Raw genomic sequence first — 24,881 nt, 5'->3', positions numbered from 1 at the left:
TTACCGGTTTACCACACCAAAAATTGAATAGAGGCAAGAGAGAAACCTTATCTTGCCTCATTTTTTCATTTTAAAACGATCTGCGAAACGCACTCAACGTGAGACGAGTTGATAGAATTGATGTATCTACACATTTTAGTGTAATGTTCGTATGTGGGAACATATCGACTTATTTGTACGTTCGCGGAAACATGTCAAATGCATTTGTATAAAAATAATGAGTTTAACTTTTGCTACGAACATTGCTAATAACTCAATAGATAAATTGGAATTTGTTAGCTTCCAATGATGTTCACCATCTTATGCTAAGCGCGAATTCTTGCTACATTGCGATTCATCAGTTTACGTCCTATATTCCGATAAATCCACTTTTTGAATGGTGTCAATTGTTGTTGATATTCTCCGAAGAATTCATCAGGTGAATTGAACACACCAAAATCGTGGTTAATACCATCTTTTTGAATATAAGTATCATTGGCATTCCAATCTACTTGTGGATTTTGAAAGTTATCGGTAGCAGCACCATATCCACAAAAACTGGCTTTGCAATCAGAAAACTTTTCTTGGAGTTTCTTCAAATATTGGCTATCAAGAATAAAACCCTCAATGTTATACCAATGCCCTTTATATTGAACCTCAACCCAGCTATGAATAATACTTTTGGGAGCAAGTTTATAAATAATACCTGTCATTGCACCTTTTTGCAATTTCTTATCAATAGTAAAACCATGAATTCTGCAAGGTACTCCAACGGCCCTTAGAAGTGCCATAAATAATATTCCCTTTGTATTGCACTGTCCATAACCATCTTTTAACACCTCAGAAGCGGATAACATATCATCTGTATTATATCCAAATGCAATATCGTCACGTACAAAATTGTAGATTTTCTGGATCTTTTGGAATTCCTCATTATTTCCCCACTTCTTTTTCGTTACTAATTCCTGTATTGTCCTATGGCTAAAATTTAACATTTGGGTTTCTTTTAAGTACTTATTCATCGTATAATCCTCCTTTTTACTTGATTATACTTTACCAATATATCTCTCAAAGAACTTTCAAAAACTCGCTATCTTTTACGATATTTGTCGCTGACATCCCTGTCATCATCTTATTCGTATATGCAAAATGTGACGGGCTATAAAAACCAGCTTCAATAGCTGCTACAGTCAAATTTTCACCATTGAAGATTAACTCGTATGCTTTCTGAAGTTTATGTAAAACAATATAGCTTTTTAGGGGAATGCCCGTTTGATCCTTGAACAAATGAGCTAAACGACTTTCAGAAAGATATGTCTTTTTAGAAAGATACTTTAACTGATGTAATTCATCTTCACACATACAATCATCCAAAAGATTTAAAACTTTCGTAACCCGTTCATCAAAACCCTTTATATTACCGTAAGATACATGAGATATAATGCTCTCGCAATAAAATATTATGTCATCATTGCATTTTTGTTTGAGTAATTTTTTAAAATCCGCCTGCATAACAATCGTCTTTTCATAAGGAAAAACATAATAAGGCTGATCCATTAATAGTCTCTTTGCCGCACAGCCTAGTTCAGTTGTAGGATCCATTAGAATAGTAAAATGAAACTCACTTTCTGAATTAAATGAATGAACTGTATCCATATTTACAAGAATAGCACTACATAAGATACGCTCCCCATTAACTTCAATGCTTGTTTCTTCTTGACTACTAAGGAACATTTGTAACATCCAATGCTTATGGTACTCAGCTTCTATTTTATTTGAGATTGACATAAAATTTCTACCGTCTTTAATAATATAGTTCATAACATCTTCTCCAAAATCATCATTTGTAAATTTAGGTGGCAGGTAATCAGTCCTGCATAATAATAATAATACTTTACAGCGAAATCCTGCCCCTCACTGACCAGCAAAAGAATGTTTCATCTAAAATTCTTATTATTTCAACGTTTATTCCCTAGACATCTACTCAACAGATGCTGCATGGTTTTGAGTGAATAGTATTAGTCGTTTAGCGAATTTTAGTAAACCTTACGTGTGTGGAAACACGTTGACTATTTTTGTGGTACGCGAGAACACATTTATAATCTAAACGTAAAATCATAAATCATTGCAATTCACCTTTCTTTTTCCATTCAATACTCGTTCTCGATGATTTTTAAACTTTTGAATTAATACTACATTATCTTCATAGCTAAATCTTTCGATTGCCTCATCTAGAATCGCTATCTCATTATCACAAACTTTTAACTTACGATAAGCAATTGCATATGAAGTATATAATACAGGTACTTCACATTCGTGAACATGATACTGAAATTCTATTTTTATCTGGAAATAATTTTATTGTTAACCACCCATTGACCCTTCACTTGGTTCACTATAATTTTCTTTCTATTTCTTGAATAGATTTTTAAATAGATTCACATTGACCCCACCTTATATTGAGCCCGGGACTAAAAGTTCATTCGGATAGTTTTCTTAGTAAAAAGTTTTTCCTTTTCGTTCTCTGTTAACAATTCATCAGGATATTTTTCTGAATCACGAATCCATTTCACCTTTCTCATTGCCCATTCATATTCCTCTGAATCTTTATTCATTTCAGCAGCAACATATTCCTGAATTAATTTAGAATAGAAGTAATTCAAAGAATTGTTTATAAGTTGCTGTGTTTTTGTGTATTCATTGTCTCGCTTTTCCTGTAAGATTAATCTTTCCTCTTCCTCTTTTAGCCTTTGCTTTTCCTTAATAATATAAGCCTTCTCTTCTTCATCTATTACCTCAGGTAACGAAAATATATAGACAAACACTTTTCTTATAAGATCTTCTATAGACATCCTCTTCGTTTGATTGATATTTTTTTCACTTCTACCCCAACTATACCAAGATAACTTATAACCAACTTCCACATTTATTATTCCTTTAGTCTCATATTCAAATGTATGATAAGTAGAATATCTTTCATCTTCTGTTGATAGGTTAATTTTTCTACAAGGTAGTTTAAATTTCAAGGTAATAGTATATTTATCTTTAAGTATAACTTCAGTTTCATCATATTTGGGAACAATATTAGCATCTGCTTTTTCAAGGGCTTTAAATAAACTATCAATAAAAGGTAAAACTTCTGGGAATATTTCCCTAGATGCTGATTTTATTCTCAATTTATCCTCTCGATAGGATTGAGTTTTTTTACGATATCCAACTATTGCCTTGTGTGGTTTAGAAGATAAAGTTTTATTAATTTTTAAATTATTATATAAATCTATTAACTTATCTTCATCTTGTTTAAAGTAAGTAAAATAACCTATTTCCTGTTCTGACACTTTATTGTGATTTGTTGATAACGAAGGTGTTTCTTCTTTTTCTTTAAGTTTAGCTGGTTTAACAATTGTTTTGGGAGCTGATTTAACTTGTTGTTTTTTTTGCCTTATTAATTGTAATCACTAGATTATCTTCTGCATTCGGTAATTCTGGTTGGGACGGCTTTTCAATTCCCATATATAATTTACTCCAATAAGATTGAGTTGGTAGTGGAATATCATGATTAACACATGTCTTTTTCAATTTATCATAGGGTATATCAAGACTTTTAGCTGCTTTCGTCATTCCAACAGACCAGATTTCATCATATAAATCTTTCCTAGAAATTGATAACAAAAATACCACCCCATCTAATTTCGTTTACTTATATTCTATACTATTAAAGTTTTCAGTCAATTTAACACTAATAAAAGCCCATGCCTTTTCCGACATGAGCTCGTAAAGTATTCATATTATATTTCTTTTGCAATCTCAATCCCTGACTTAAATTCAATTGTTAATTGTCTTTCATGAATCGTTATCTTTTCAATCAAGCGCCTTACAAGTAAATCGTCATACACTTCAAGTTTCTGCGGTTGCTCTTTTAAAAATTTTGTCATTTCTACAATCCGCTGTCTAAGTCCTTCCCTTGCTGCATTTTTCATCATGACTTCCTGCTTCAGTTCCCGCAATCGGTATATTTCTTCTGCTACATCATCGTAATCTTCTTTTGAATTTGCGAGTCTGAGCAGTTCCATTTGGAACTCTTCTAACTTTTCGTCAATATCAGCTGTTGGTTTATCCGCATTTTCATTCAAAACTGTTTCAATATTTTCTATTAATATATTCAAATAGTTATCCTTGTTTCCTAACACTTCATTGATGGCTTGTACTATTGCTTGGTGAAGTTCATCTTCTCTGATTGTTTCTGCATTGCAAAGATGTGTTTTTCTTTCTAGCCTGCTAACGCATCGCCACACGATAGATCTGTATCCTCGGTTATTCCAATGTACCCTTCGGAAAACATCTTCACATTTTTTGCAAAAGACAATGCTCGACAAAGCATACTTGCTGCTATACACTCGTTTCTTTCCAGTTTTTCCGTTTCGAATATTTGCCCTTCGCATCATTTCTTCTTGAACTTGTAGGTAAATCTCCCTTGGAATGATGGCTTCGTGGTTATTTTCTACATAGTATTGTGGAACGTGACCATTGTTGACAACTCGCTTTTTCGTTAAAAAATCTACGGTATATGTTTTTTGAAGCAATGCATCTCCGATATACTTTTCGTTTTGGAGAATCTTTTTAATCGACTCCGGTCTCCACTTAGACCGTTTAGCTGCGGTAAGTATTTCATCCGCTTCAAGTCCACGTGCTATTTGAACTAAACTTGCTCCTTCTAAATATTCCCGGTAAATCCGTTTAACGATTTTCGCTTGTTCTGGGTTAATGACTAGTTTGTTGTTCTCATCTTTGGTATAGCCTAGAAAGCGATTATGGTTCACTTGCACCTCACCTTGCTGGTATCGGTATTGTATTCCTAGTTTTACGTTTTGGCTAAGTGACTGACTTTCTTGTTGTGCTAGGGATGCCATGATGGTGAGCATAATTTCACCTTTTGCATCCATTGTATTGATGTTTTCTTTTTCAAAAAACACAGGTATTTCTTTATCTTTTAATTGCCTGATGTATTTTAAACAGTCCAGCGTGTTTCTCGCAAATCGACTGATGGATTTTGTGATGATCATGTCGATTTTTCCATTCATGCTATCCTCAATCATCTTATTAAACTGTTCACGCTTTTTGGTATTTGTCCCAGATATTCCATCGTCCGCATAAATGCCTGCCAACTCCCATTCAGGATTGTTCTGAATATAGGTAGTGTTCCACTTGAACTTCATAACTAGTTGCTTGTTCTTCGCTATCTGTCGATACCCGACAATAAGCTGCTACTTTTAATTTTTCCTTTTCTTCAGTATCATCGTTTCTCATCCTTCTTCTCGCTGGAATGACTGTGACACTTCTTGCTAAAGCCATTTTAAGTCACCTCTTCTTTAATTAAGCTGTATACATATTCTGCTTGTTTAATTAGATTGTCGTATTTGTCTTCCACTTCTCCGATCGTAAATTCAAAACATGATGTAAATGACTCTTCCTCTTTCGTTCTATTTAATCGTCCTAGTTTTTTCGCTCGTTTAAATCTTTCGTTTTTTAATTGTTCAAATTGTTCTTTTGAAATTAATCTCGGAAACAATTCATTTCCTAGATACCTTTCATCTGTTAATATTCTAGTAATTCCGCCATGTGACCGATTAATACCAGATTCCCTTGCTGCATTAGCTAAAGATTGGCCCGATAAGTATGATGCGATTAAAAGCTTTAATTGCTCAGCTTCTTTGGCATGAACTTCAATTTTTCCGTTTACTATTGCATATCCAAAAGGTGTATGTGCCATTAGCGATCAATCCTTTCTCTAAGTGTAATGCCACAATTCAAATGAAATCCTATCTCATTAGGTGAATACACAATTACCTTTCTTACAATATCTTGAAAGGTTTCTTCATCAAATGCAGCTATGAAATTTACTTGTTTAAAGTATTTAATGAGCCGCTTCACTTCATTTAGCTGATTTGAACCATCATTTATTGAATAAAGTAATTGTTCTCTTCCTTCTTTTAGACTCATGTGCCGATGGGTCAATTTGATTTTCTGTTCATTAAAAATTGCTGGTTCTAAAAACCCTTTTGCCATTAATTGAATTAAAGTATTCAGTTCGTCTTTTGTATCTTCGAGTTGTTCTTCTATCTCGGTGATTTTTTGATAGTTTTCATCTTGATTTGACGTTTCTAATTGTTTGGATATTGGGATTAATACATAATTATAACCAAACTTTAATTTGTTCATCATTGTAATAAATGCTTGATGAATACGTTCCTCTCTCATAAAAAGCATCGAACATTCATCTTTATTTTTGATGTGTGTTGAACAGCACCAGGCAATATATTTTTTATGGGTGGAAGTGTGAATTCTCCTTTTAAATGTATCGCCACATTCCGCACATTCAATCTTTCCTGAAAATGGATAACGGTTTAAATACTTTCTACTTCCAACTGCTATATTTTTTTGACTTGCCTGATATTCTAGCATTCGATTAGCCACTTCAAAATCAGCATGCGTAATAATCGCCTCATGATGATTTTCAATTAGGTATTGATCAAGTTCACCTTGATTAACCTTTCGATTAAAATGCTCATCGGTAAAAGTTTTTTGAAGCAGCACATCTCCCGTGTATTTTTCGTTCTTAACAATTCCACGTATCGTAGTGCCTGTCCAATTACCATTTCGTTTTGTTGGAATTCTTTCTTCGTTTAGCTGCCTAGCAATGCGTTCAGTTCCCACTCCCTCAAGTACACTATTGAATATTCGCTTGACGACTTGTGTTTGTTCTTCATTTACAACGACCTGTTCATCAATGTAATCGTAACCGTATGGCGGATATGACAATTTGTAAGTCCCACGTTTGAATCGTTGTCTAATCGACCATTTACTGTTTTCGGAAAGTGACACTGATTCGTTTTCTGCAAGGCTACTTAAAATTGAAAGCATGAGTTCACTTTCCATCGAGTTCGTATTGATGTTTTCCTTTTCAAAGTAAATGTGAACACCTAAGTCCATCAGTTTTCTAACAAGTTCCAAGCAGTCAATTGTGTTTCTAGCAAATCGACTAATTAATTTCGTTAAAATGAAATCAATCTCTCCTTTTTCACAGTCAGAGATTAAGCGAAGCAATTCTGGTCGTCTATCCTTTTTCGTTCCTGTAATACCTTCATCACTATAAATATCCACGAGCTGCCATTCATCATTACTTTCAATTAAAGTTTTGTAGTGTCGTCTTTGCGCTTCTAAGCTAATCAGCTGTTCTTCGGTTGATGTTGACACTCGTATATAGGCAGCGACCTTTTGTTTCGGTTTTACTACTGAAAATGTTGTCATATCAAGTGTTGTTATCTTTCTCATCCACTCACCCTCCTTTCTTGTACGTGACATATTAGCGTTAGAACACTGTTATATCAAGGTTTATCGCACATTAAAGGACCTAATAATGGATTGAATTTTTGACGATTTAATTTACTTATTTGATCGAATTCTTCCTAAGAAATGAGTTCTTTTTCGCGTTGTAATATGTTGATTAATAGTTGATATGTAATTGAAGTTCTAGATATAATGAAAGTAGATTATTCAACAAACGGGCCATTTAACAGAACAAGGATTAGTTATTTTTGTCCAAATAGGAGTAGAAATATGAATTTAAATACTGCAAGTGATGATTTAATAAAAATCAGACCTTTAACCAAAGAAGATTTTAAGTATGTTTTAAAATGGAGTAAGGATAATACATTTTGTTCAGCAAATGACTGGGAAGAAAATAGAAGCGAGCAAGAGTTATATAAATGGTGGCTACATTGTGTAAATAATACAGCTAGGGATTTTATTCGATTGGGAATTGAATTGGAAAATAAGTTAATTGGATATGCAGACTTAGCCTGTATTAAGAAAAATTCAGCTGAATTAGGCATTGCAATTGGTGAAAGTGCGCTATGGGGAAAAGGGATTGGATTTAAATCTAGCCTAAGTATGATGGATTATGCTTCTACACATTTAGGCATTACAATCTTTAATGCTGAAACACACGAAACAAATACTCGTGCAAGAAAAATGCTCGAGAGAATAGGCTTTAAAGAAGTTAGTAGAATTGGAAGTGAAAAATACTTGGGAACGGATTGTAAGCTAATACAGTACCGACTTTCATTGTAAAGGCTTATTCCGTTATAGGGCGCGATTGTGGAAGAACAAATAGTCATTTAAGTTACAACCGAAGAGTTTAACTACTCCTCGGTTGTTTTTATTTATTCATACTTCACAAACGCATCTTTAAAGCCAGCTTTCTTTGCTTTTTCCAACTGCTTATCCGCATTCTTTTTAACACTATACGCACCAATCTGCACGCGATATAGTTTCTTTCCACTAGTTGGCGGTTTAGGTGTTGACATACCTTTCGCTAATTCCTTCTTCACATCTGCTCGGAACGTATCCATTGATTTGCCTTGTTTTGAGAACCAATGACGGGGATCTCCATGGTTGCTCGCAATTTTCTTCTGATATCCTTCGTAATGTCCGATGATATTTTTCTCTGTTAACTTGTATTTTTTACAAAGATAAGCACACAGTTCAACCGCTTCTTTATAAACTTTGTTAAAGTAAGTTCTATCAGTTAAGTTATCTTCGCAAATTTCAAAACCAATATGTGTATTGTTCGCATCTCCACCCGCATGCCATCCACGATGATTCCAAGGTAACGTTTGATAAGTGGCAATCGATCCATCTTTTAACTTTCCGATGAATGCATGAACGCACACTTGTCTGCCATCTGGTCGGGGTTGATTCCAGTGGTTATTGTATTGATTCTTTCCTAACAAACCATCATCTGGACCAACGTAACGTTTTAAATTTGGATTGTTTGCTCCAGTGCTATGGACCATAATTCCTTTTGGTGTAATTTTTTTCCTGCCTTGTAACATTCATTTTTTGTTAAATATAACTTTTTCAAATTCATGAATCATTTCCTCCTTTATTGTGTAACTGAGCAAGTACATTTTTTAATTTCTCAGGTATTGGTAAACCTAATCGTGAAGCATTTTCTAGCATAGAAATACCTTCATTTGAGCAATAAAAAAAGATGACTGCTGTTCTAAGAACACTGCCATCTCCTATCAAGTTGGTGTCAATCATATGCCCAACACCAACCATTATAAAAATTAACATTTAAATATCCCCCGGTAACCAATTTCACTAGATAGTTCTTTATCGACAATTGTACACATAATTCCTGTGACATAATCAGCAACAACCAATATGATCAATGCATACAAAAAATCCATCTAACCCTCCTAAAAACCAACCAATAAATCCACCTAGTGCTGTAACGATGAATTGTATCCAGTTCCATATATCTTTCATAGAAAATTTCCCCCTTCAATTTTAAAAACATCTATATAAAAAGGATGTCCACATAATGTAGACACCCTTGAATTATTCATATTTGTTTTGGTAATGCTTCCCACACTCGCATATCTTCCTGCCCTAATGACCAAATGGCAATGCCCCGTAATTTCCATCGGTAAGCCGCTTCATTTGTCCAATAAACCAGACTATCGACATCTTGATAATAAAGAATTGAAAAACCATCCGCATCTCCTAAAAATAAACGTGATATCCAAAGGTTAATGTCCTTTGCTTTTATTTTGACGGTATAATCATTTCCCGCAATTAGTGGTAATTCTTGTGAGTGGAAGAAATCATAATCCATTGATATATCATCATTTCTTGTGCTTATCTCTTCCACATCATTATTTACTTTAAAGACTTGGAACTCATTATCCCAGGTAACTCCTGTTCACTTGTAAATTTAATTCTTTATCGTTAACAGTAACAATATCTCCTAGATCCCACTCTTCATGTTCATAACCTGTTAGTACGGATAAGTCCATAGCAGTTAAAACATAAGACACTCTTGGCTTTGCGTATTGACCTAACCTCATATTTGCAAACTCTAACATTTGATAAGGATTGCTAAATGATGAGGCATCAAGTGTTGCAATTCGAACTTCCGATGTAAAACTATAATCTTCTACATATGCTTTGTTATTATTGATAGATGAAAATGTCATGCCATCTTTACCGTATGCGTATAATCTTGTCACTAAACTTCTTGTATCCACTGTTCTTTGAATACTTTTCATATTCTTTCTATAGCTAAATAACGCACCACTATCTTTACCGCCAAATGTCAGTAAATGAACTAAACGATTCGCACTATCAAAAATTAAATCTCCACCATGGATATTTTGCACTTCTCGTAATATAGATAATGCATTTTTCTCCTCTGATTCCCACGTCCGCTTTGTAGTTACATTCACATTTCCAACAGACCACTCCGTTCCTTCTAACGCATATTTCATCGGGACATCAGCAGTATCTGCATTAAATTCAATAGGCTGTTTGTCCGTACTAAAAGCTAAGTCATAAAAATCTGCTTCTGCATATACGTGAGTGATGATATTACCTTCTTGGCTGTTTTCATCCGTTATCGTTCGTATGCGATACACATCGTCTACGATTTGAATTTGTTTTTCGTTTTCAATACTTTCCCTTTTTAAATCATGAAAAGGAATCTTAAACTCTAAGATGTCAGCACCATTAATTTCACTTGTAACAATGACATCAAACGCATTTTCTAAAACTGCATCCCATGCTCCATTACTATCCAAAACGACAGGCCTAGCAAATCCAAGTTTTTCATAGACAGGTTTTGGGATATCATGCAATATAACTTCTATTAGTTTCGGTGTTTTCGTTTCATCTTCTGTCGTTAAAGTAATGCGATAGCGGATATAGGCTCTATTAGGTGAAATTAATTCACCTGTTGGTCCAATTGTTTGCCACGAAGTCCAATCCTCAAGGTCATCTGATGTGGATGTTTCTACTAAACTAATCGCAGTTGTTCCAGCAATATATTCACTAGTTACTGAAACTCTACCATTGCCACCTAAACTACACTTTTTAGGTATTGTATAGAGCACACCACTACTTGGATATTTGTTATCTTCTTGCTTTAAAATAACAGCACCTGGTTCCGTTAATGCATCTACTTGGGATGCACTATCTGCACCATTTGCTTGAATAGAAGATTTAAAATATAAGTGTATATCTTCCATTGTTAACTTTGAATCTTTCTCAAAAAACCAATCATCAAAACCTCCAGCATAGTAATACGTACCTTGTAACATACCCAATGACCATGTGAGATGGCACTCGGAAAATTCGAGCAATCTCGTTAATCTGAAATTTTCTTGTTTCTAGAAATTGTGCTTGATCGGGTGCAATTGCGATTTGTTGATACTTCATCCCTTCTTCTAATACAGCAACTCGATGGGCATTACTTGAACCTTGATAAGCTTTATTCCAACTATCCTTTACTCTTTGCGGATCCTTAATAATTCCTGGATGTTCTAAGACACCACCTGGTGCCGCTCCATTAGCAAAAAACTTTGCACCATATTCTTCGGTGGCCATTGCCAAACCTACTGCATTTTTAGCCATCGCAATTGGTGAATATCCAACTAAACCATCAAAACCTAGTCCTGGTATATGAAGTACATCTTCAGCTTTTAATGCAACGGATGTCTTCTCTGAACCACGCATTTCATCAAATGTTTTTGTATATAAATAATACAGATTACCTCTCGCATCTCTTTCGACTGACATTTTATTTGGCATAAGTGGATAAAGTGCAATAACCTCACCTTTTCCATTGCGAATAATTTGTGCATACGCATTTCCCCATAATAAAAGATGAGTCATTAATGTTTCTCTAAACACAAATGAACTCATCTCAGGGTTTGGTTCGTCATGAAGTAAAAAATAAAGTGAATGGGATATTGCCTTTTCTTTTCCACCTGTATCTGTATATTTATATAAGTGCAGTGGTAAACCTGCTACAGCTTCAGCTAATATGCGTACACATGAATATACTGCAGTCATTTGCATTGCTGTAAATTCATTGACAGATTTTCCACTACTAGAGTTTCCAAAGAAAAAACTGTAACTGCTCCCAAACGAATGATTATGTGGTTTATCCCTCGCTTTAAAAAGATTTGAAAACCACCTCATAAGAATATCACCTCCTAAAACAGACATGAAAAAAGCACCTCAATTGAGATGCTTGATTAATTTATAATTTAAGGTTTGCTTGCAAAATTGCGTGGTCGGGATAACCTTTCAAATCTGACTTGTAATCTTCTGGTTGCAATGATCCATAACCATTTTCTACATTAACAAAATCCCATATATAACCAACGTTATATAATTCGATATCCCTTGTAATAAAATGGTCAATCAATGACTTATAGAGGCTCTTACCCACATGACTCCATGTGTCTGGATTTTTGAATCCCCCCGAATACCATGGTGTATAAAATTGATAGTTGTCGGGCTTTAATCTCCACGTTCTCATTATATACGAACTCCACACATTAAAATCGCCGGCACATACAGTAGCACCTTTAATTTTTTCTAAGTGGTTTTTTAATGTGTTAAATTGTTCCTTCTTAAATAACTCTTTTCCATCTCTTATTCTTGAACCAACTATTGTTATTTTTTTATTATTAATTTCAACTTCTATTTCTAAAAAATTAGGTTCTTCATCTCCATGTGGATTATTCATTGTTTCATTAACTTTAATACTATTGGAGTGTGATATGATTTCATTTTTTACACCAATCAATATTTTGTTTTTTTCTTTTCGAATTTTGTTATAAAAAATAGTATAGTTAGATTCTTTAAGGCTTTCTATCAACCCATCATCTACACTAGAAAATTCCGTAAGTATTACAATATCAACATCTTTAATTATTGTTTGGGAAACAAACTTTGGCACTTCATAATTTGTGTTACTCCGTCCATTTATATTCCATTCTATGATTTTCATGTTTTCTCCTAGGCGATTAGTTTTATCAATTATATATTAACAAAACATTTAATGATTTACACGTTACTAATTAAAAAACAATCAATCCCCTACCATCATAAACAGAATCACTGGATCCACTTCTTCTTATCGCTCGGTCAAGTGCCATAATTGTTGCCACCGCACCATCAATCTTTTCCGTTGATTTTTCCTTGTCAGGTTTAATGTTTCCAGCTGGATCCGTTCGAACATGAATGTTATCCATCATCCAACGTAAAACTGGGTGTCCACCATGAGCAAGTTTTTCTTCTAATGTTAATTTCATTAATTCCTTTGATGATGGGCTCATATCTTTAAAACCTTGTCCAAACGGAACTACTGTAAAACCTAATCCCTCTAAATTCTGCGTCATCTGAACAGCACCCCAACGGTCAAATGCTATTTCCTTTATATTGTATTTCTTTCCTAATTCTTCGATGAACTTTTCAATATAAGCATAGTGAACAACGTTTCCTTCCGTTGTTTGCATATGTCCTTGTTGTTCCCACACATCATAAGGTACTCTGTCTCTATCTACACGTTGTCTAATATTTTCTTCGGGAATCCAAAAGTATGGCAATATCACATATTTATCTTCTTCATATTCTGGCGGAAAGATTAAAACAAATGCTGTGATATCTGTTGTCGATGATAAGTCTAAACCCGCATAGCACTCTCTACCAATTAACCTTTCAGGGTCAACTGGCAAACCACATCTGTCCCACTTTTCCATTGGCATCCATCTGACAGATTGTTTTACCCATTGATTCAATCGTAACTGCCTAAATAAGTTCTCCTCAGCAGGATTCTGTTTCGCACTTTCACATGCTTGTTCGACTTTTTCAATATCTACTGTAATTCCTAGTGATGGATTTGCCTTCTTCCAAACTTCAGGATCCGTCCAATCATCATCTTCCTCTGCACCATAGATAACAGGATAAAAAGTAGGGTCAACTTTTCGACCTTCTAAGACATCTTTAGCTTTTTGGTGTACCTCATAACAAATCGAGTGTTGGTCATTTCCCGCTGTCGTGATTAAAAAATACAGTGGTTGCTTTCTTGCAGCCCCTGAACCATGCGTCATAACATCGTATAGCCTTCGATTCGGTTGTGCATGAAGCTCATCAAATACAACCCCATGAACGTTCAATCCATGTTTTGTATAAGCTTCCGCAGATAGCACTTGATAAAAACTACCCAATGGTTTATAAATCAATCGCTTTTGTGAAAGGACTGGTTTAAATCGTGCTTTAAGTGCGGGTGATTGTTCCACCATGTCGACAGCAACGTCAAATACAATCGATGCTTGTTGCCTATCCGCAGCACATCCATACACTTCTCCACCATGTTCAAAATCACCACATGTTAAAAGTAAGGCAACCGCAGCGGCAAGTTCTGACTTTCCTTGTTTCTTGGCTATCTCAATATAGGCAGTATTAAACTGGCGATAGCCATTCGGCTTCATCGTTCCAAATACATCTCGAATAATCTGTTCCTGCCAATCTATCAAGTCAAAGTTTTTTCCGAACCATTCACCCTTTGTATGCTTTAAACAGTTAATAAAGTTTACTGCCATATCAGCAGCATCTTTGTCATAATACGATTGTTCAGCTTTAAAAATTGTTGGCTTATACACTTCTAGTTTTCTAATTACCACCACCTCCCATAAAACAATCTTAAAAAACTAAGTGTATTTATAAAATTTTTGCACGACAAAAAAGCCCAGATTGCTATCTGAGCTTAAGACATCTATTTAATTGTTCAACAATCGCGCCCGTTAATGGAACACAGCTTCAAATATTCTTTAGTTTTATTGCTCTTGTAGCAATAAATGTTTTAATGTACTTATCTAAAATTCTTGTGCCGCCAAAATCATCTTCATAAAAACCTGAAATCACAAAGCCAGCATCAATCTGCCCTTGGATTTGGTCTTCTAAAGTATGAGCATATTCTATGGTGTTGTTTGATTTGATATAATCTTGAATTTCATCCTTGGGCAAATAATCTAATGTCGATGAAGGTATGGAATTTTTAACATCAAGGATGCCTTTTCTTTCCTGATTATCATCAAAAATCCATAGTAATGGATTAGTAAATCCAGCAATTAAAATACCTTTATTTTTTAATACCCTCGATATTTCATTCCATACAGGTTTAACGTCCTTGACAAACAAATTGGAAACTGGATTAACAACAACATCAAAATATTCATCCCCGAAATCACTTAGGTCTGACATATCACCCTGTACCGTTCTTAAAGTTAATCCATCACGTTCTGCCACGATTTCATCTTGTTCTAATTGCTTTTTAGAAATATCGGTAACGGTTACATCTGCTCCAGCAGCAGCCAAAATAGGTCCTTGTTGACCACCACCAGATGCCAAGCATAATATCTTTAATCCATCTATAACTTCTGGAAACCAATCTCTTGGTACTGACTTTTCTGTTGTAACAGAAATCTCCCATTTACCAGTTTTGCTTTTTTCAATAGTTTCACTACTCACTCGTTGAGTATATCTAGAACCTTCATCAACTTTCTTATCCCAAGCATCACTATTATGTTTTATTAAATCCATTATTTTTCTCCCCCAATAGTAAAGAAACTAACCTTCTTAACATATCTGTTTTAGTTTAAGTTCTTCTCAACAATCATTTGGCCCGTTTGCTGAACATTTAACTTTGTTTATATCTTATCATAATTATTCGTATTCGAGCTAATCATACCTTCCTCCGTTAGATTCGTTTTCTAAAGTAGCACCATCTTTTTCATACAAATCTTCAACAGCCCTTCGTAAATATTCAGCATCAAAACCTGCACTATTATACCCTTCTAGAATGGTCGAATAGTAATAGCAACTTGGCTGTTCAATTGGTCTGCCTTCATTCATAATATAGACCATTGCGTTGACGGACTTTTTATCGATTTTAACTTTCATCATTTCTTTTCTATACAAATGTGGCCATCCTTCATATCGGTCGAGTGCCTTTTCGTCATTGGCTGTAATTTGCCACACAAGAACCGGAACGTTTTCTCCCTTGCATCGTTCAACCGTTGCAATTGCATGCGCGTGTGGCCCCCTAAAAACGAGTTTGTGGTCCTTTATTTCACTTGTTCCTGCTATCTTTGCGGTTGGACACCTGTTTGCCATTTGCACTAGATTTAAATTTGATCCGTAAGCAATGTATAATTTACTCATCATTTCAATCCTTCCATATTTACTTTAGGATGATTTCGGGTGGTTTATCCTACCCGAAATCTCCAAGCTACTGATCCTGATAAAGCTTTGGTTAAGTGTGACCGGCAGCAGGGCAAATAGATAAATTTCTATCTAAGAGTACCAAGATGTTCCAATGTTCCAAGAAAAATATGATATTAGGAAAATATAAGAATATAGGATAAAATCACGCAAATACGCATATACGCGCGTAAGAAAGTATGTTGATTTCTTTTGTCAGGATCAAAGTACGGTAACAACAATATCGAAACCCTTTTTGACTATTGAAGTCGGGAATGCTTTTTCGATAGGTATGTATGAAAGTTCATCTGAAAGCACGTTTACCAATAAGCCTTTAGCAATTCTATTATCGAAATAATTACTATCTAAATTAATATCGAAATATATCTTAATCGTCTAACGTCCTATTTTCAAGAATCAAAAAGAGTGGTTTTTCACCGATTCCAATCCAAATTTAATTGCCAAATTACCATATGTTATGTATTTATCCCACAATCCACAATCCTACATGTTGACGCTATTAATCTAGTTAACGTAAATACTTGGGCAGTTAAACTATTTATTTGTTCCATACTATTGAAACTTACTCGACAATAAATTCCTACTTGTTTTCACATTTATTTAAACTAATTATATTCGATGTATTTTCCGAATATATGATTATTCTAAATATATCATATTTTATTCCTTTCATCTATCTTGTCAACTCCCTTACTGGAAATCTATCCTATCAACTCAACCCCAATTCCCAGCATTTTTTACCCCAATAACAGAAAGGATTCCGCCTGTTTATTTACTTAACATAAACATAGACGGAACCCTATAAACCTTGTCTTATCAATGTTTGAATAGCTAGTGTGATTATTCCCTAGACATCAATGCTATCAACTCGACATGCATCGTTTGCGGGAACATGTCGACGGGCTGGACTTCTTTCGTTTGGAAACCACCATCTTCTAGGATACGTAAGTCGCGTGCTAGAGTGGATGGATTGCAGGATACATAGACAATGCGTTTCGGTTTCATGGCAATCATAGCTTGGAGAAGCTTTTCATCACAGCCTTTTCGTGGTGGATCAACGACAATAACATCTGCTTGTAACCCTTGCGCTTGCCACATGGGAAGCACTTTTTCCGCTTCTCCGACGAAAAACTCAGCATTCGTCATTCCGTTTAATTCAGCGTTTTTACGTGCATCATCAATTGCTTCTGGCACAATCTCTACACCGTACACTTTTTTCGCTTTTTGTGCTAAAAAAAGTGAAATCGTCCCAATCCCACAATAAGCATCAATGACGATATCATTCTTTGTTAATTGGGCGTATTCAAGTGCTTTTTTGTAAAGTTTCTCTGTTTGTACGGGATTAATTTGATAAAATGATTTGGCAGATATGCCAAAGCGGATATCACCGATTGTGTCATAAATATACGGTTCGCCCCAAATAACATATGTCTTGTTCCCCATAATGACGTTTGTACGTCGGTCGTTAACATTATGGATGATCGATTTTATATTCGGATTTGCTTCGGTTAAGGCTTTAACAATTTTTTCTTTATGCGGTAAATGCTTCGTTCGTGTAATAAAAATGATCATGACTTCGTTGGTATTTTTTCCAGTTCGGACCATAATATGACGTAAGACACCGCGATCTGTTTCTTCATTATAAGCTGATATACCGAATCGGTTGGCGATATCGCGTGCAGCTTGTACCATTTCGTCGTTCTGTTTGTCTTGGACGATACATGTCTCCATGTTACTAATGATATCGTGACTACGCATCCGATAAAAACCTGTCATCAGTTCGCCGTTTTTCTCCCCTACTGGTAGTGCTGCTTTATTGCGATAACGCCACGGTTCATCCATACCGATTGTTGGATGGACAGGGACATCAGGTAGATGGGCAATTTTATTCAAGACATTTTTCACTTGGTTTTGTTTCATTTGTAGTTGCATCTCATAGTTCATATGTTGAATTTGGCAGCCGCCACATTGATAAAACACATTACAAGGCGGTTGAACACGATTAGGGCTTGGCTTTTTCACTTCGAGTAATTTACCATAGCCGAATTTTTTATTTACTTTCACAACTTTTACAAGTGCTTCTTCTCCGGGTAATCCGTATGGAACAAATAGTGGATAACCATCTACTTTCCCAACCCCTTGGCCATCATGGGTAAGGTCTTCAAATGTTAGAATATGTTCTTCATTCTTTTTAACGGGTGCTTTTACTTTTGCCATTTATGTCATCTTCCTTTTCGTTCGAGGTCATTAATTATCATCTTAACATATTTGCTTCTTATAGTGAGTCTATCGATATCTTTTATGCACTGTTAAATATAGTACATACTCAATCGCATTAAAAAAGATTACTGCTCTAATCAGTAATCTTCATGGCTTTCAATAAATGATTTTGGAACGACAAACTCGATATGTTCTTTAAGATTGATAAACTCTCCTGGTAATAAGCCTCCATACTCGCCATCGATGTTTAATTGCATCTCATCTTCTGGCGTTACTTTAATATGTTTAGCTTGTGTATACATGACTCGATCATCTTCCAAATGATTTCCACGAAGTGCTAAAGTAGCTAACTTAATAAATTCTGCTAGATTCGTTTTTCGCAAAATAAGAAGATCAAAATACCCATCATTTATTTTCGCATTTGGTGCGAGCTTTTCAAAACCACCTACAGAATTTGTATTAGAAATAAGAAAAAGCATAATATCCTCGTCAATCACTTGGTCATCGTATTCAATTTTCACCTTTAAAGGTTTTAATGATGGTAACATCTCTATACCTTTTATATAGTAGGCAAGTTGTCCGAGCATCGTTTTCAATTTAATAGGAACATCATAAGTAAGCTCTGTCAGTTTCCCACCACCTGCAATATTAATAAAATATTGTTCATTTACTTTACCAATATCTAAATACATACTATGATCATCTGTTATGACATCTGTTGCTTTTAATAAGTCTTTTGGAATGTTAAGTGCTCTTGCAAAATCATTTGTCGTTCCAGCTGGTAATATTCCGAGCTTCGGCCGATTCGGTTGCTCAGCCATCCCTTTAACAACTTCATTTATCGTTCCGTCACCACCTGCTGCAACGATTAAATCAAATCTCTGTTCAACGGCATAGCGAGCAGCTTCTGTCGCATCACCTTCACCTGTTGTCGCATGTGCCGATGTTTCATATCCTGCCTTTTCAAGTCGTTCTAAAATATCTGGAAGCTTTTTCTTTACTGCTTCGCGACCTGCTGTTGGATTATAAATCACTCGAGCTCGTTTCACAGCGACCCCTCCCTTATAAACAGTACAATTTCCCGATAATAAACTAACTTCTATCATATACCTTTCAAGTAAAAAAGTAAAAGACTACTATACAGATGATGCACAGTAGTCTTTTCAAATACCTTAGCGTTTATTCATTTCTTGAACTAATATTTTATTTACCATTTGCGGGTTTGCCTGGCCTTTCGTTGCCTTCATCACTTGTCCGACTAAATGGCCGAGAGCACGCTTATGTCCTTCTTTAAAGTCATTTACAGATTGTTCATTTTCATCGAGAACTTTCGTAATAATTTCTGTTAATTGACCTTCATCAGATATTTGTGCCCAACCTTTTTCTTCAACAATCTGTTCTGGGTCGCCACCCTTTTCAACGAGTTCAGCAAAAACGCGTTTGGCAATTTTTGATGATATTGTGCCATCTTGAATGAGTTGAATCATTTTACCGAGTGATTGTGGTGTAATCTCTAAATCAGATAATTCTTTCTGATGTTTATTCATATAACCTGAAATATCACCCATTAACCAATTTGAAGCTTGTTTTGCATCAATACCATCTTTAATCGTTTCCTCAAAGAAATCTGACATTTCTTTCGTGCTTGTTAGTACACCGGCATCATATTCAGGCAGGCCATATTCTTCTACGTAACGCTTACGACGCTCATCTGGTAGTTCAGGAATAGATGCGCGAACACGCTCTTTCCATGCATCATCAATATATAGTGGAACAAGATCTGGTTCTGGGAAATAACGATAGTCTTCTGCATCTTCTTTCACACGCATTAAAATCGTTTCACCCGTTTTTTCATCAAAACGACGTGTTTCGTGTTGAACTGATTCACCTGATAAGAGTAGCTCAGCTTGACGCTTCTCCTCGAATTCTAATCCTTTTTGCACGTGGGCGAATGAATTCAAGTTCTTTAATTCCGTTTTTGTCCCAAATCGTTCTTGCCCTCTAGGGCGAATAGAAATATTCGCATCACAACGAAGTGACCCTTCTTCCATCTTCACATCAGAAACGCCTGTAAATTGAATGATATTTTTTAGCTTTTCAAGGTAAGCATAAGCTTCTTCTGGTGAACGCATATCTGCTTCAGATACAATTTCAATCAGTGGTGCCCCTTGACGGTTAAAGTCAACGAGTGAGTATCCATCACCACCATGTGTTAATTTACCTGCGTCTTCCTCTAAATGAACGCGATTAATTCCGATGCGTTTTTTCTTTCCATCGACTTCTATTTCAATCCAACCATTTTTACCAATTGGTTGATCAAATTGAGAAATTTGATACGCTTTCGGGTTGTCCGGATAGAAGTAGTTTTTACGGTCAAATTTCGTATATGTCGCGATCTCACAATTTAATGCCATGGCTGCTTTCATACCATAATTTACCGCTTCTTCATTAAGTACAGGTAATGTTCCTGGATATCCTAAATCTATTGGATTGACATTTGAGTTTGGTTCTGCTCCAAATTCATTCGCACTTGGACTAAATATTTTAGATTTTGTTTTTAATTCAACGTGAACTTCAATTCCAATCACTGTCTCAAAATTCATTACTGTGCACCTCCTAATTGAGGTAATGTTTTATGAAAGTCAGTTGCTTGCTCGAAAGCATGTGCCACACGATAAATCGTTTGTTCTGCAAAATGCTTTCCAATAATTTGTAAACCAAAAGGTAACCCTTCTTTAGAAAAACCACATGGCACTGAAATAGCTGGTACTCCGGCTAAATTAATTGGTACAGTTGTCACATCACGAGCATAAACAACCATTGGATCAAAGTTTTTCTCACCGATTTTGAATGCTGGTGTCGGTGTTGTTGGCCCCATAATGACATCATAGTTCGCAAAAACGTTATCGAAGTCTTGTTTGATAAGTGTACGGACTTGTTGTGCTTTCTTGTAATAGACTTCATAATTTCCTGAACTTAACGCATAAGCACCGAGGAACATCCGTTTTTTCACTTCATCTCCAAAACCTTCACTACGAGAAAATCTAAACATATCAAGCATGTTCTTCGCTTTTTCAGAACGGACACCATAACGAACACCATCGAAGCGGGCAAGATTTGCAGAAGCTTCTCCTGAAGAGATAATATAGTAAACAGCGGCTGCATACTTAGAATGTGGTAAGGAGACCTCTTCCCATGTCGCACCTAACGATTCGTATAATTTTAATGCATTCATGACCGCTTCTTTTACTTCTGGATCAACGGCTTCACTTAAATATTCTTTCGGAACGGCGATTTTAAGACCTTTCACATCACCTGTTAAGCCTTCGGAAAATGCTGGTACATCTTCATGAGCTGATGTCATATCCATTTTATCACGGCCGGAAATGACTTCTAAAATACGTGCATTATCTTCGACTGTTCGTGTAATGGGACCGACTTGGTCTAATGAAGACGCAAATGCCACAGCACCAAAGCGTGAGACACGTCCGTATGTTGGTTTCATTCCGACAACGCCACAGAAAGCGGCTGGTTGACGAATCGAACCACCTGTATCTGTTCCTAAACTAAATAACACTTCACCTGCTGCAACAGCTGCAGCTGAGCCACCACTTGAGCCACCTGGTACATGATCGAGATGCCACGGATTATGTGTTATTTGATAGCTAGAATTCTCTGTTGTTGACCCCATAGCAAATTCATCCATATTTAATTTACCAACAGTAATTGCTTCTGCTTTATGAAGTTTGTCAACAACTGTTGCATCATATAATGGATCAGTGAAATTACTTAAAAACTGACTCCCGCAAGTTGTACGTAATCCTTTCGTAACGATATTATCTTTTATCGCTCCAGGAATACCAAATAACTTAGCATCTTTATTTGGGTTTTGATCTAATTGTTCTGCTTTTTTCAGTGCATTTTCTTCATCAACTGTAATAAAAGCTTTCACTCGATCATCTACTTCTTTAATTCGATTAAGAGATGATTCCACTAAGTCTTTTACTGTTATTTCATTGTTATGTAACATCGTTTCAATGTCTTTAATACTATGATTATTAATTGTCACTTTTGGCTTCCCTCCTTAATCTAAAATAGCTGGTACTCTAAATTGACCATTCTCATGATCTGGCGCATTTTTCAGCGCTTGTTCTTGAGTGATCCATTGTTTTGGTTCATCATCGCGCATCACGTTCTTTAATTCAATCGCGTGAGTCATCGGTTCTACACCGTCTGTATCTACTTCCTCTAAACATTTAACATATTCCACCATTTTATTTAAATGCTCTGTATATCGCGTTGCTTCTTCTTCGGTTACAGCTAATCTTAACATATCAGCAAGCTGCTTTACCTTATCCTCTGAAACATGTGACATTATTTGCACCTCCAACCTTATTTAACAGTTGTAACACTATTGATAATAACATTTTACTTTAATAAATAAAAGTATCTATGATTCATTAAAGCATTGATACGATACCTTTCTACGTACTACTTTTCCATCTTTATTCATATAGTAATTTATTTTGGAAGAGTTGGGTAAATAATACTTGTATGGACAGACTTTTACTTAACCTATTTCTAATCATCAAACAATATCCACTAATTTTCTGTCACTCTTTTTAAACTTTTTTAGAGTCATTATATAATTATTTAAAAGAAAGTAGTAAATTCTGATGTAACTGAAAAGTCCAGATAAAATATGATTCGCGGATTTATGGTGGGAATCATATTTTATTAGCTACCTTCTGTATCCGCGAACAACATAAATAACTTCGTTTATCGCTTATATTTTAACAGCTTCTTTATTCCAGTGCTCTTCTAATTTTATTCGAAAAAGTAACTGTACTTGTTATAAAATCTAACAAAGTTTCTTTTTCATCATCCGTTAATTCAGAATCTTCTAGATATCTACAATAAAAATTAATAACTTCTCTCGCCTTACAATAACAATCCATCAAATCCTGAACTTGCATAGTATGACCTCCCTAATATTTGAATTTTATTTATCTAATTACTTCTGATGTTAATTAATGTAATTGTTGGTGCTGGTTAAATTCGTTTAAAAGCTTAGAACATATGAAGCATTCTACGTTATTAACACAGTGTTATAACTTAGATGCTTTGTTTCTATATAAAGTAAAGAGGTTTTTTAATCAAAAAATAAACTATTGTACTATTTTTTAATTTATTTTAAATTCTGATTAAAAAACGATTAATTTTGTTTTTAAGTAATGGATCTACATCAATATTTTGAACACATAAAATTAAGTTTCTATATTTTTTTATTAATTGAATAGAGTGAGTTTCTTTTTTGACTCAATAAAGCCTGTTAATTCGGTGTCATATATATGACCACAGCATGTTAATTATTATGAACACAGACATTACCTATATTTAGTTTATTATGTATATGATTAGTTCACTTTAATATGTATGGAAAGGTAGATATGACAAGTATAGAGGGAGGTATTCTAATATATGGAGAAATTAACAACTACACTATTAATGAATGGAAAACAAAAGATTATTAATAATTTTTTTTCAAATAAAAAAAAGGCCCTTAAAAACCCATTAATTTACCACTTCTTAAAAATCAATGAAAATTATAAGTTAGTCGAACGTGCCATCTTATATCCCACTGAGCATAACAAATCTGTCGTTGAAAATGCCTTCAAAAAACATTATGAAAATATAGTAAAAATTAAATACGTAAAAAATCTCATTCATTTTTATAGCATAGATTACGATAAAAAAATCAGAAAATTAAAAAGCCGCTTCATTCTAACACTCGATCAAGAGATATCGGATGAACAGGGAATCACTCAAAAAGAGTTAATCAGCGTACAAGACCACGCTTTTGACAATATATTTAATACATCTTTGTTTACTTTCACTGATAATGAAACGCTTATCACTGGTCTAAAATCTCTTACTAAAAAACAATTAATAATTTTAAACTTAATATATATAAAAGAGTTGAAATTAATAGAAATTGCAAACCTCTTAGGTACGACTCCTCAAAATATTTCCAATCAGCATAGAAAGAGCTTAAATAAATTATATAATTATCTTAAAAGTGGGGATTACCATGAAAAATAAACAAAAAATTCATAATGAAGTTGAATTAATTATAGAGAAATTTGGACCAAAAATTAAAAATAGTTTGAAAAATACTCACTTCCAAGAAAGGGAGGATTTAGAACAAGAAATTAAATTAAAAATAATTGAAAAATTAACTGACTTCAAAGTGAAAGAAGTGCCAAGTTTTTGGGAAATTATAAATAAATAAATTCTAATATATCTACCTTTTCATATTGAATTTTTTAACATTGAAGTACACTTTACTATCAAATTTATCTAAAATATTATTAAATTATTGAACTTTACCATCATAAACAATCTGTTTATTGGAGACCTTATAGTGAATAGTTTTTTATTACTTTTTTTAAGGCTATGTTAAAGTTTATTGTTGATATAAGGTAAAAAATTAGAACTTCCATTTTTCTGGAAGTTCTATTAAATAATAATGTTTTATTCAACTA

26 protein-coding genes and 2 pseudogenes are annotated in these 24,881 nt (G+C 34.6%); 3 read left to right on the top strand and 25 right to left on the bottom strand.

All coding sequences use genetic code 11. The annotated features are described in order from the left end of the window. Positions 1-305 precede the first annotated feature (305 nt). The 9 genes and pseudogenes from HNQ35_RS13525 to HNQ35_RS14545 form a co-directional block, all read right to left on the bottom strand. The gene (locus HNQ35_RS13525) at positions 306-1,001 is read right to left on the bottom strand and encodes a transglutaminase-like domain-containing protein (RefSeq protein WP_146938720.1); all 696 of its coding nucleotides are present in this window, start codon (positions 999-1,001) and stop codon (positions 306-308) included. A 46-nt stretch (positions 1,002-1,047) separates the two neighbouring features. Further along, positions 1,048-1,800, bottom strand: a complete 753-nt coding sequence (locus HNQ35_RS13520) for a helix-turn-helix domain-containing protein (RefSeq protein ID WP_146938719.1) — start codon at positions 1,798-1,800, stop codon at positions 1,048-1,050. A gap of 650 nt (positions 1,801-2,450) precedes the next feature. Beyond that, the gene (locus tag HNQ35_RS13515; RefSeq protein WP_246118121.1) at positions 2,451-3,317 is read right to left on the bottom strand and encodes a hypothetical protein; all 867 of its coding nucleotides are present in this window, start codon (positions 3,315-3,317) and stop codon (positions 2,451-2,453) included. Between the two features lie 82 nt (positions 3,318-3,399). Then, positions 3,400-3,651: a hypothetical protein gene (locus HNQ35_RS14345; protein WP_246118120.1), complete on the bottom strand. Its 252-nt coding sequence runs from the start codon at positions 3,649-3,651 to the stop codon at positions 3,400-3,402. 116 nt (positions 3,652-3,767) lie between these two features. Beyond that, on the bottom strand, positions 3,768-5,195 hold the full coding sequence (locus HNQ35_RS13510; RefSeq protein WP_443092656.1) for a recombinase family protein: 1,428 nt from the start codon (positions 5,193-5,195) through the stop codon (positions 3,768-3,770). Next, positions 5,152-5,331 (bottom strand): hypothetical protein, encoded by a 180-nt coding sequence (locus tag HNQ35_RS14620; RefSeq protein ID WP_443092655.1) that lies wholly within the window; start codon positions 5,329-5,331, stop codon positions 5,152-5,154. The genes HNQ35_RS13510 and HNQ35_RS14620 overlap by 44 nt, the downstream gene beginning before the upstream one ends. A gap of 1 nt (position 5,332) precedes the next feature. Next, on the bottom strand, positions 5,333-5,749 hold the full coding sequence (locus HNQ35_RS13505) for a recombinase (protein WP_146938718.1): 417 nt from the start codon (positions 5,747-5,749) through the stop codon (positions 5,333-5,335). Further along, the gene (locus HNQ35_RS13500) at positions 5,749-7,311 is read right to left on the bottom strand and encodes a recombinase family protein (RefSeq protein WP_146938717.1); all 1,563 of its coding nucleotides are present in this window, start codon (positions 7,309-7,311) and stop codon (positions 5,749-5,751) included. Before HNQ35_RS13500 ends, HNQ35_RS13505 begins: the two co-directional genes overlap by 1 nt. A 53-nt stretch (positions 7,312-7,364) precedes the next feature. Next, a pseudogene (locus HNQ35_RS14545) lies at positions 7,365-7,439 on the bottom strand (hypothetical protein); the annotation flags it as partial. Positions 7,440-7,596: 157 nt separating this feature from the next. On the opposite strand from HNQ35_RS14545, the gene HNQ35_RS13495 reads away from it, so the two are divergent. Further along, entirely contained in the window at positions 7,597-8,109 is a 513-nt protein-coding gene (locus HNQ35_RS13495; protein WP_146938716.1) for a GNAT family N-acetyltransferase, read from the top strand. A 92-nt stretch (positions 8,110-8,201) separates the two neighbouring features. Here the strand turns inward: HNQ35_RS13495 and HNQ35_RS13490 are convergent, their stop codons facing one another. The 16 genes and pseudogenes from HNQ35_RS13490 to HNQ35_RS13420 all read right to left on the bottom strand — a co-directional run bounded on the left by HNQ35_RS13490 (position 8,202) and on the right by HNQ35_RS13420 (position 23,312). After that, positions 8,202-8,873: an N-acetylmuramoyl-L-alanine amidase gene (locus HNQ35_RS13490; protein WP_246118119.1), complete on the bottom strand. Its 672-nt coding sequence runs from the start codon at positions 8,871-8,873 to the stop codon at positions 8,202-8,204. 31 nt (positions 8,874-8,904) lie between these two features. Then, positions 8,905-9,117: a phage holin family protein gene (locus HNQ35_RS14615; RefSeq protein WP_443092654.1), complete on the bottom strand. Its 213-nt coding sequence runs from the start codon at positions 9,115-9,117 to the stop codon at positions 8,905-8,907. Beyond that, complete coding sequence (locus HNQ35_RS14610; protein WP_443092653.1) at positions 9,111-9,233, bottom strand: phage holin family protein; 123 nt, start codon at positions 9,231-9,233, stop codon at positions 9,111-9,113. The genes HNQ35_RS14615 and HNQ35_RS14610 overlap by 7 nt, the downstream gene beginning before the upstream one ends. A gap of 155 nt (positions 9,234-9,388) precedes the next feature. After that, positions 9,389-9,661 carry a hypothetical protein gene (locus HNQ35_RS13480; protein ID WP_218026203.1) on the bottom strand — a complete coding sequence of 91 codons (273 nt, stop codon included), beginning with the start codon at positions 9,659-9,661 and terminating at the stop codon, positions 9,389-9,391. A gap of 67 nt (positions 9,662-9,728) precedes the next feature. Continuing rightward, on the bottom strand, positions 9,729-11,141 hold the full coding sequence (locus tag HNQ35_RS13475; RefSeq protein ID WP_146938715.1) for a phage tail spike protein: 1,413 nt from the start codon (positions 11,139-11,141) through the stop codon (positions 9,729-9,731). A gap of 7 nt (positions 11,142-11,148) precedes the next feature. Beyond that, positions 11,149-12,024: pseudogene (locus tag HNQ35_RS13470) on the bottom strand (phage portal protein); the annotation flags it as partial. 61 nt (positions 12,025-12,085) lie between these two features. Continuing rightward, positions 12,086-12,841 (bottom strand): endonuclease/exonuclease/phosphatase family protein, encoded by a 756-nt coding sequence (locus HNQ35_RS13465; RefSeq protein WP_146938714.1) that lies wholly within the window; start codon positions 12,839-12,841, stop codon positions 12,086-12,088. A 70-nt stretch (positions 12,842-12,911) separates the two neighbouring features. Then, on the bottom strand, positions 12,912-14,510 hold the full coding sequence (locus tag HNQ35_RS13460) for a terminase large subunit (protein WP_146938722.1): 1,599 nt from the start codon (positions 14,508-14,510) through the stop codon (positions 12,912-12,914). A 142-nt stretch (positions 14,511-14,652) separates the two neighbouring features. Then, the gene (locus tag HNQ35_RS13455; protein WP_146938713.1) at positions 14,653-15,435 is read right to left on the bottom strand and encodes a class I SAM-dependent methyltransferase; all 783 of its coding nucleotides are present in this window, start codon (positions 15,433-15,435) and stop codon (positions 14,653-14,655) included. Between the two features lie 138 nt (positions 15,436-15,573). Continuing rightward, entirely contained in the window at positions 15,574-16,056 is a 483-nt protein-coding gene (locus HNQ35_RS13450) for a gamma-glutamylcyclotransferase family protein (protein WP_246118118.1), read from the bottom strand. A 900-nt stretch (positions 16,057-16,956) separates the two neighbouring features. Beyond that, positions 16,957-18,333: a 23S rRNA (uracil(1939)-C(5))-methyltransferase RlmD gene (rlmD, locus tag HNQ35_RS13445; RefSeq protein ID WP_146938711.1), complete on the bottom strand. Its 1,377-nt coding sequence runs from the start codon at positions 18,331-18,333 to the stop codon at positions 16,957-16,959. Positions 18,334-18,473: 140 nt separating this feature from the next. After that, entirely contained in the window at positions 18,474-19,385 is a 912-nt protein-coding gene (locus HNQ35_RS13440) for a diacylglycerol kinase (RefSeq protein WP_146938710.1), read from the bottom strand. Positions 19,386-19,508: 123 nt separating this feature from the next. Next, on the bottom strand, positions 19,509-20,939 hold the full coding sequence (gene gatB / locus HNQ35_RS13435) for an Asp-tRNA(Asn)/Glu-tRNA(Gln) amidotransferase subunit GatB (protein WP_146938709.1): 1,431 nt from the start codon (positions 20,937-20,939) through the stop codon (positions 19,509-19,511). Further along, positions 20,939-22,405, bottom strand: coding sequence for an Asp-tRNA(Asn)/Glu-tRNA(Gln) amidotransferase subunit GatA (gatA, locus tag HNQ35_RS13430; RefSeq protein WP_146938708.1), 1,467 nt, complete (start codon positions 22,403-22,405; stop codon positions 20,939-20,941). The genes gatB and gatA overlap by 1 nt, the downstream gene beginning before the upstream one ends. 15 nt (positions 22,406-22,420) lie before the next feature. After that, entirely contained in the window at positions 22,421-22,711 is a 291-nt protein-coding gene (gene gatC, locus HNQ35_RS13425; protein WP_146938707.1) for an Asp-tRNA(Asn)/Glu-tRNA(Gln) amidotransferase subunit GatC, read from the bottom strand. Positions 22,712-23,141: 430 nt separating this feature from the next. Next, the gene (locus tag HNQ35_RS13420; RefSeq protein WP_170226735.1) at positions 23,142-23,312 is read right to left on the bottom strand and encodes a hypothetical protein; all 171 of its coding nucleotides are present in this window, start codon (positions 23,310-23,312) and stop codon (positions 23,142-23,144) included. Between the two features lie 505 nt (positions 23,313-23,817). Between HNQ35_RS13420 and HNQ35_RS13415 the strand changes: the two genes are divergently transcribed. Together HNQ35_RS13415 and HNQ35_RS13410 are read left to right on the top strand one after the other, a co-directional pair. After that, a complete protein-coding gene (locus HNQ35_RS13415) occupies positions 23,818-24,438 on the top strand; it encodes a sigma-70 RNA polymerase sigma factor region 4 domain-containing protein (protein ID WP_246118117.1) in 621 nt (206 codons plus the stop codon). Continuing rightward, complete coding sequence (locus tag HNQ35_RS13410; protein WP_146938706.1) at positions 24,428-24,628, top strand: helix-turn-helix domain-containing protein; 201 nt, start codon at positions 24,428-24,430, stop codon at positions 24,626-24,628. The genes HNQ35_RS13415 and HNQ35_RS13410 overlap by 11 nt, the downstream gene beginning before the upstream one ends. Positions 24,629-24,881: the final 253 nt, after the last annotated feature.

It is taken from the genome of Cerasibacillus quisquiliarum, assembly GCF_014202495.1.
GTDB lineage: Bacteria > Bacillota > Bacilli > Bacillales > Amphibacillaceae > Cerasibacillus > Cerasibacillus quisquiliarum.
This window is presented reverse-complemented; position numbering and strand designations above follow the sequence as displayed.

Excerpts from the sequence above, each read along its gene's own strand:
- gatB (WP_146938709.1), bottom strand. The coding sequence starts at position 20,939 with ATGAATTTTGAGACAGTGATTGGAATTGAAGTTCACGTTGAATTAAAA.
- HNQ35_RS13505 (WP_146938718.1), bottom strand. The coding sequence starts at position 5,749 with ATGGCACATACACCTTTTGGATATGCAATAGTAAACGGAAAAATTGAA.
- HNQ35_RS14610 (WP_443092653.1), bottom strand. The coding sequence starts at position 9,233 with ATGGATTTTTTGTATGCATTGATCATATTGGTTGTTGCTGATTATGTC.
- HNQ35_RS14615 (WP_443092654.1), bottom strand. The coding sequence starts at position 9,117 with ATGTTAATTTTTATAATGGTTGGTGTTGGGCATATGATTGACACCAAC.
- HNQ35_RS13500 (WP_146938717.1), bottom strand. The coding sequence starts at position 7,311 with ATGAGAAAGATAACAACACTTGATATGACAACATTTTCAGTAGTAAAA.
- HNQ35_RS13420 (WP_170226735.1), bottom strand. The coding sequence starts at position 23,312 with ATGCAAGTTCAGGATTTGATGGATTGTTATTGTAAGGCGAGAGAAGTT.
- HNQ35_RS13520 (WP_146938719.1), bottom strand. The coding sequence starts at position 1,800 with ATGAACTATATTATTAAAGACGGTAGAAATTTTATGTCAATCTCAAAT.
- HNQ35_RS14620 (WP_443092655.1), bottom strand. The coding sequence starts at position 5,331 with ATGGCTTTAGCAAGAAGTGTCACAGTCATTCCAGCGAGAAGAAGGATG.
- HNQ35_RS13475 (WP_146938715.1), bottom strand. The coding sequence starts at position 11,141 with ATGTTACAAGGTACGTATTACTATGCTGGAGGTTTTGATGATTGGTTT.
- HNQ35_RS13495 (WP_146938716.1), top strand. The coding sequence starts at position 7,597 with ATGAATTTAAATACTGCAAGTGATGATTTAATAAAAATCAGACCTTTA.
- HNQ35_RS13490 (WP_246118119.1), bottom strand. The coding sequence starts at position 8,873 with ATGTTACAAGGCAGGAAAAAAATTACACCAAAAGGAATTATGGTCCAT.
- HNQ35_RS13415 (WP_246118117.1), top strand. The coding sequence starts at position 23,818 with ATGGAGAAATTAACAACTACACTATTAATGAATGGAAAACAAAAGATT.
- HNQ35_RS13465 (WP_146938714.1), bottom strand. The coding sequence starts at position 12,841 with ATGAAAATCATAGAATGGAATATAAATGGACGGAGTAACACAAATTAT.
- gatC (WP_146938707.1), bottom strand. The coding sequence starts at position 22,711 with ATGTCACATGTTTCAGAGGATAAGGTAAAGCAGCTTGCTGATATGTTA.
- HNQ35_RS13480 (WP_218026203.1), bottom strand. The coding sequence starts at position 9,661 with ATGGATTATGATTTCTTCCACTCACAAGAATTACCACTAATTGCGGGA.
- HNQ35_RS13450 (WP_246118118.1), bottom strand. The coding sequence starts at position 16,056 with ATGAGTAAATTATACATTGCTTACGGATCAAATTTAAATCTAGTGCAA.
- rlmD (WP_146938711.1), bottom strand. The coding sequence starts at position 18,333 with ATGGCAAAAGTAAAAGCACCCGTTAAAAAGAATGAAGAACATATTCTA.
- HNQ35_RS13510 (WP_443092656.1), bottom strand. The coding sequence starts at position 5,195 with ATGAAGTTCAAGTGGAACACTACCTATATTCAGAACAATCCTGAATGG.
- HNQ35_RS13410 (WP_146938706.1), top strand. The coding sequence starts at position 24,428 with ATGAAAAATAAACAAAAAATTCATAATGAAGTTGAATTAATTATAGAG.
- HNQ35_RS13525 (WP_146938720.1), bottom strand. The coding sequence starts at position 1,001 with ATGAATAAGTACTTAAAAGAAACCCAAATGTTAAATTTTAGCCATAGG.
- HNQ35_RS13455 (WP_146938713.1), bottom strand. The coding sequence starts at position 15,435 with ATGGATTTAATAAAACATAATAGTGATGCTTGGGATAAGAAAGTTGAT.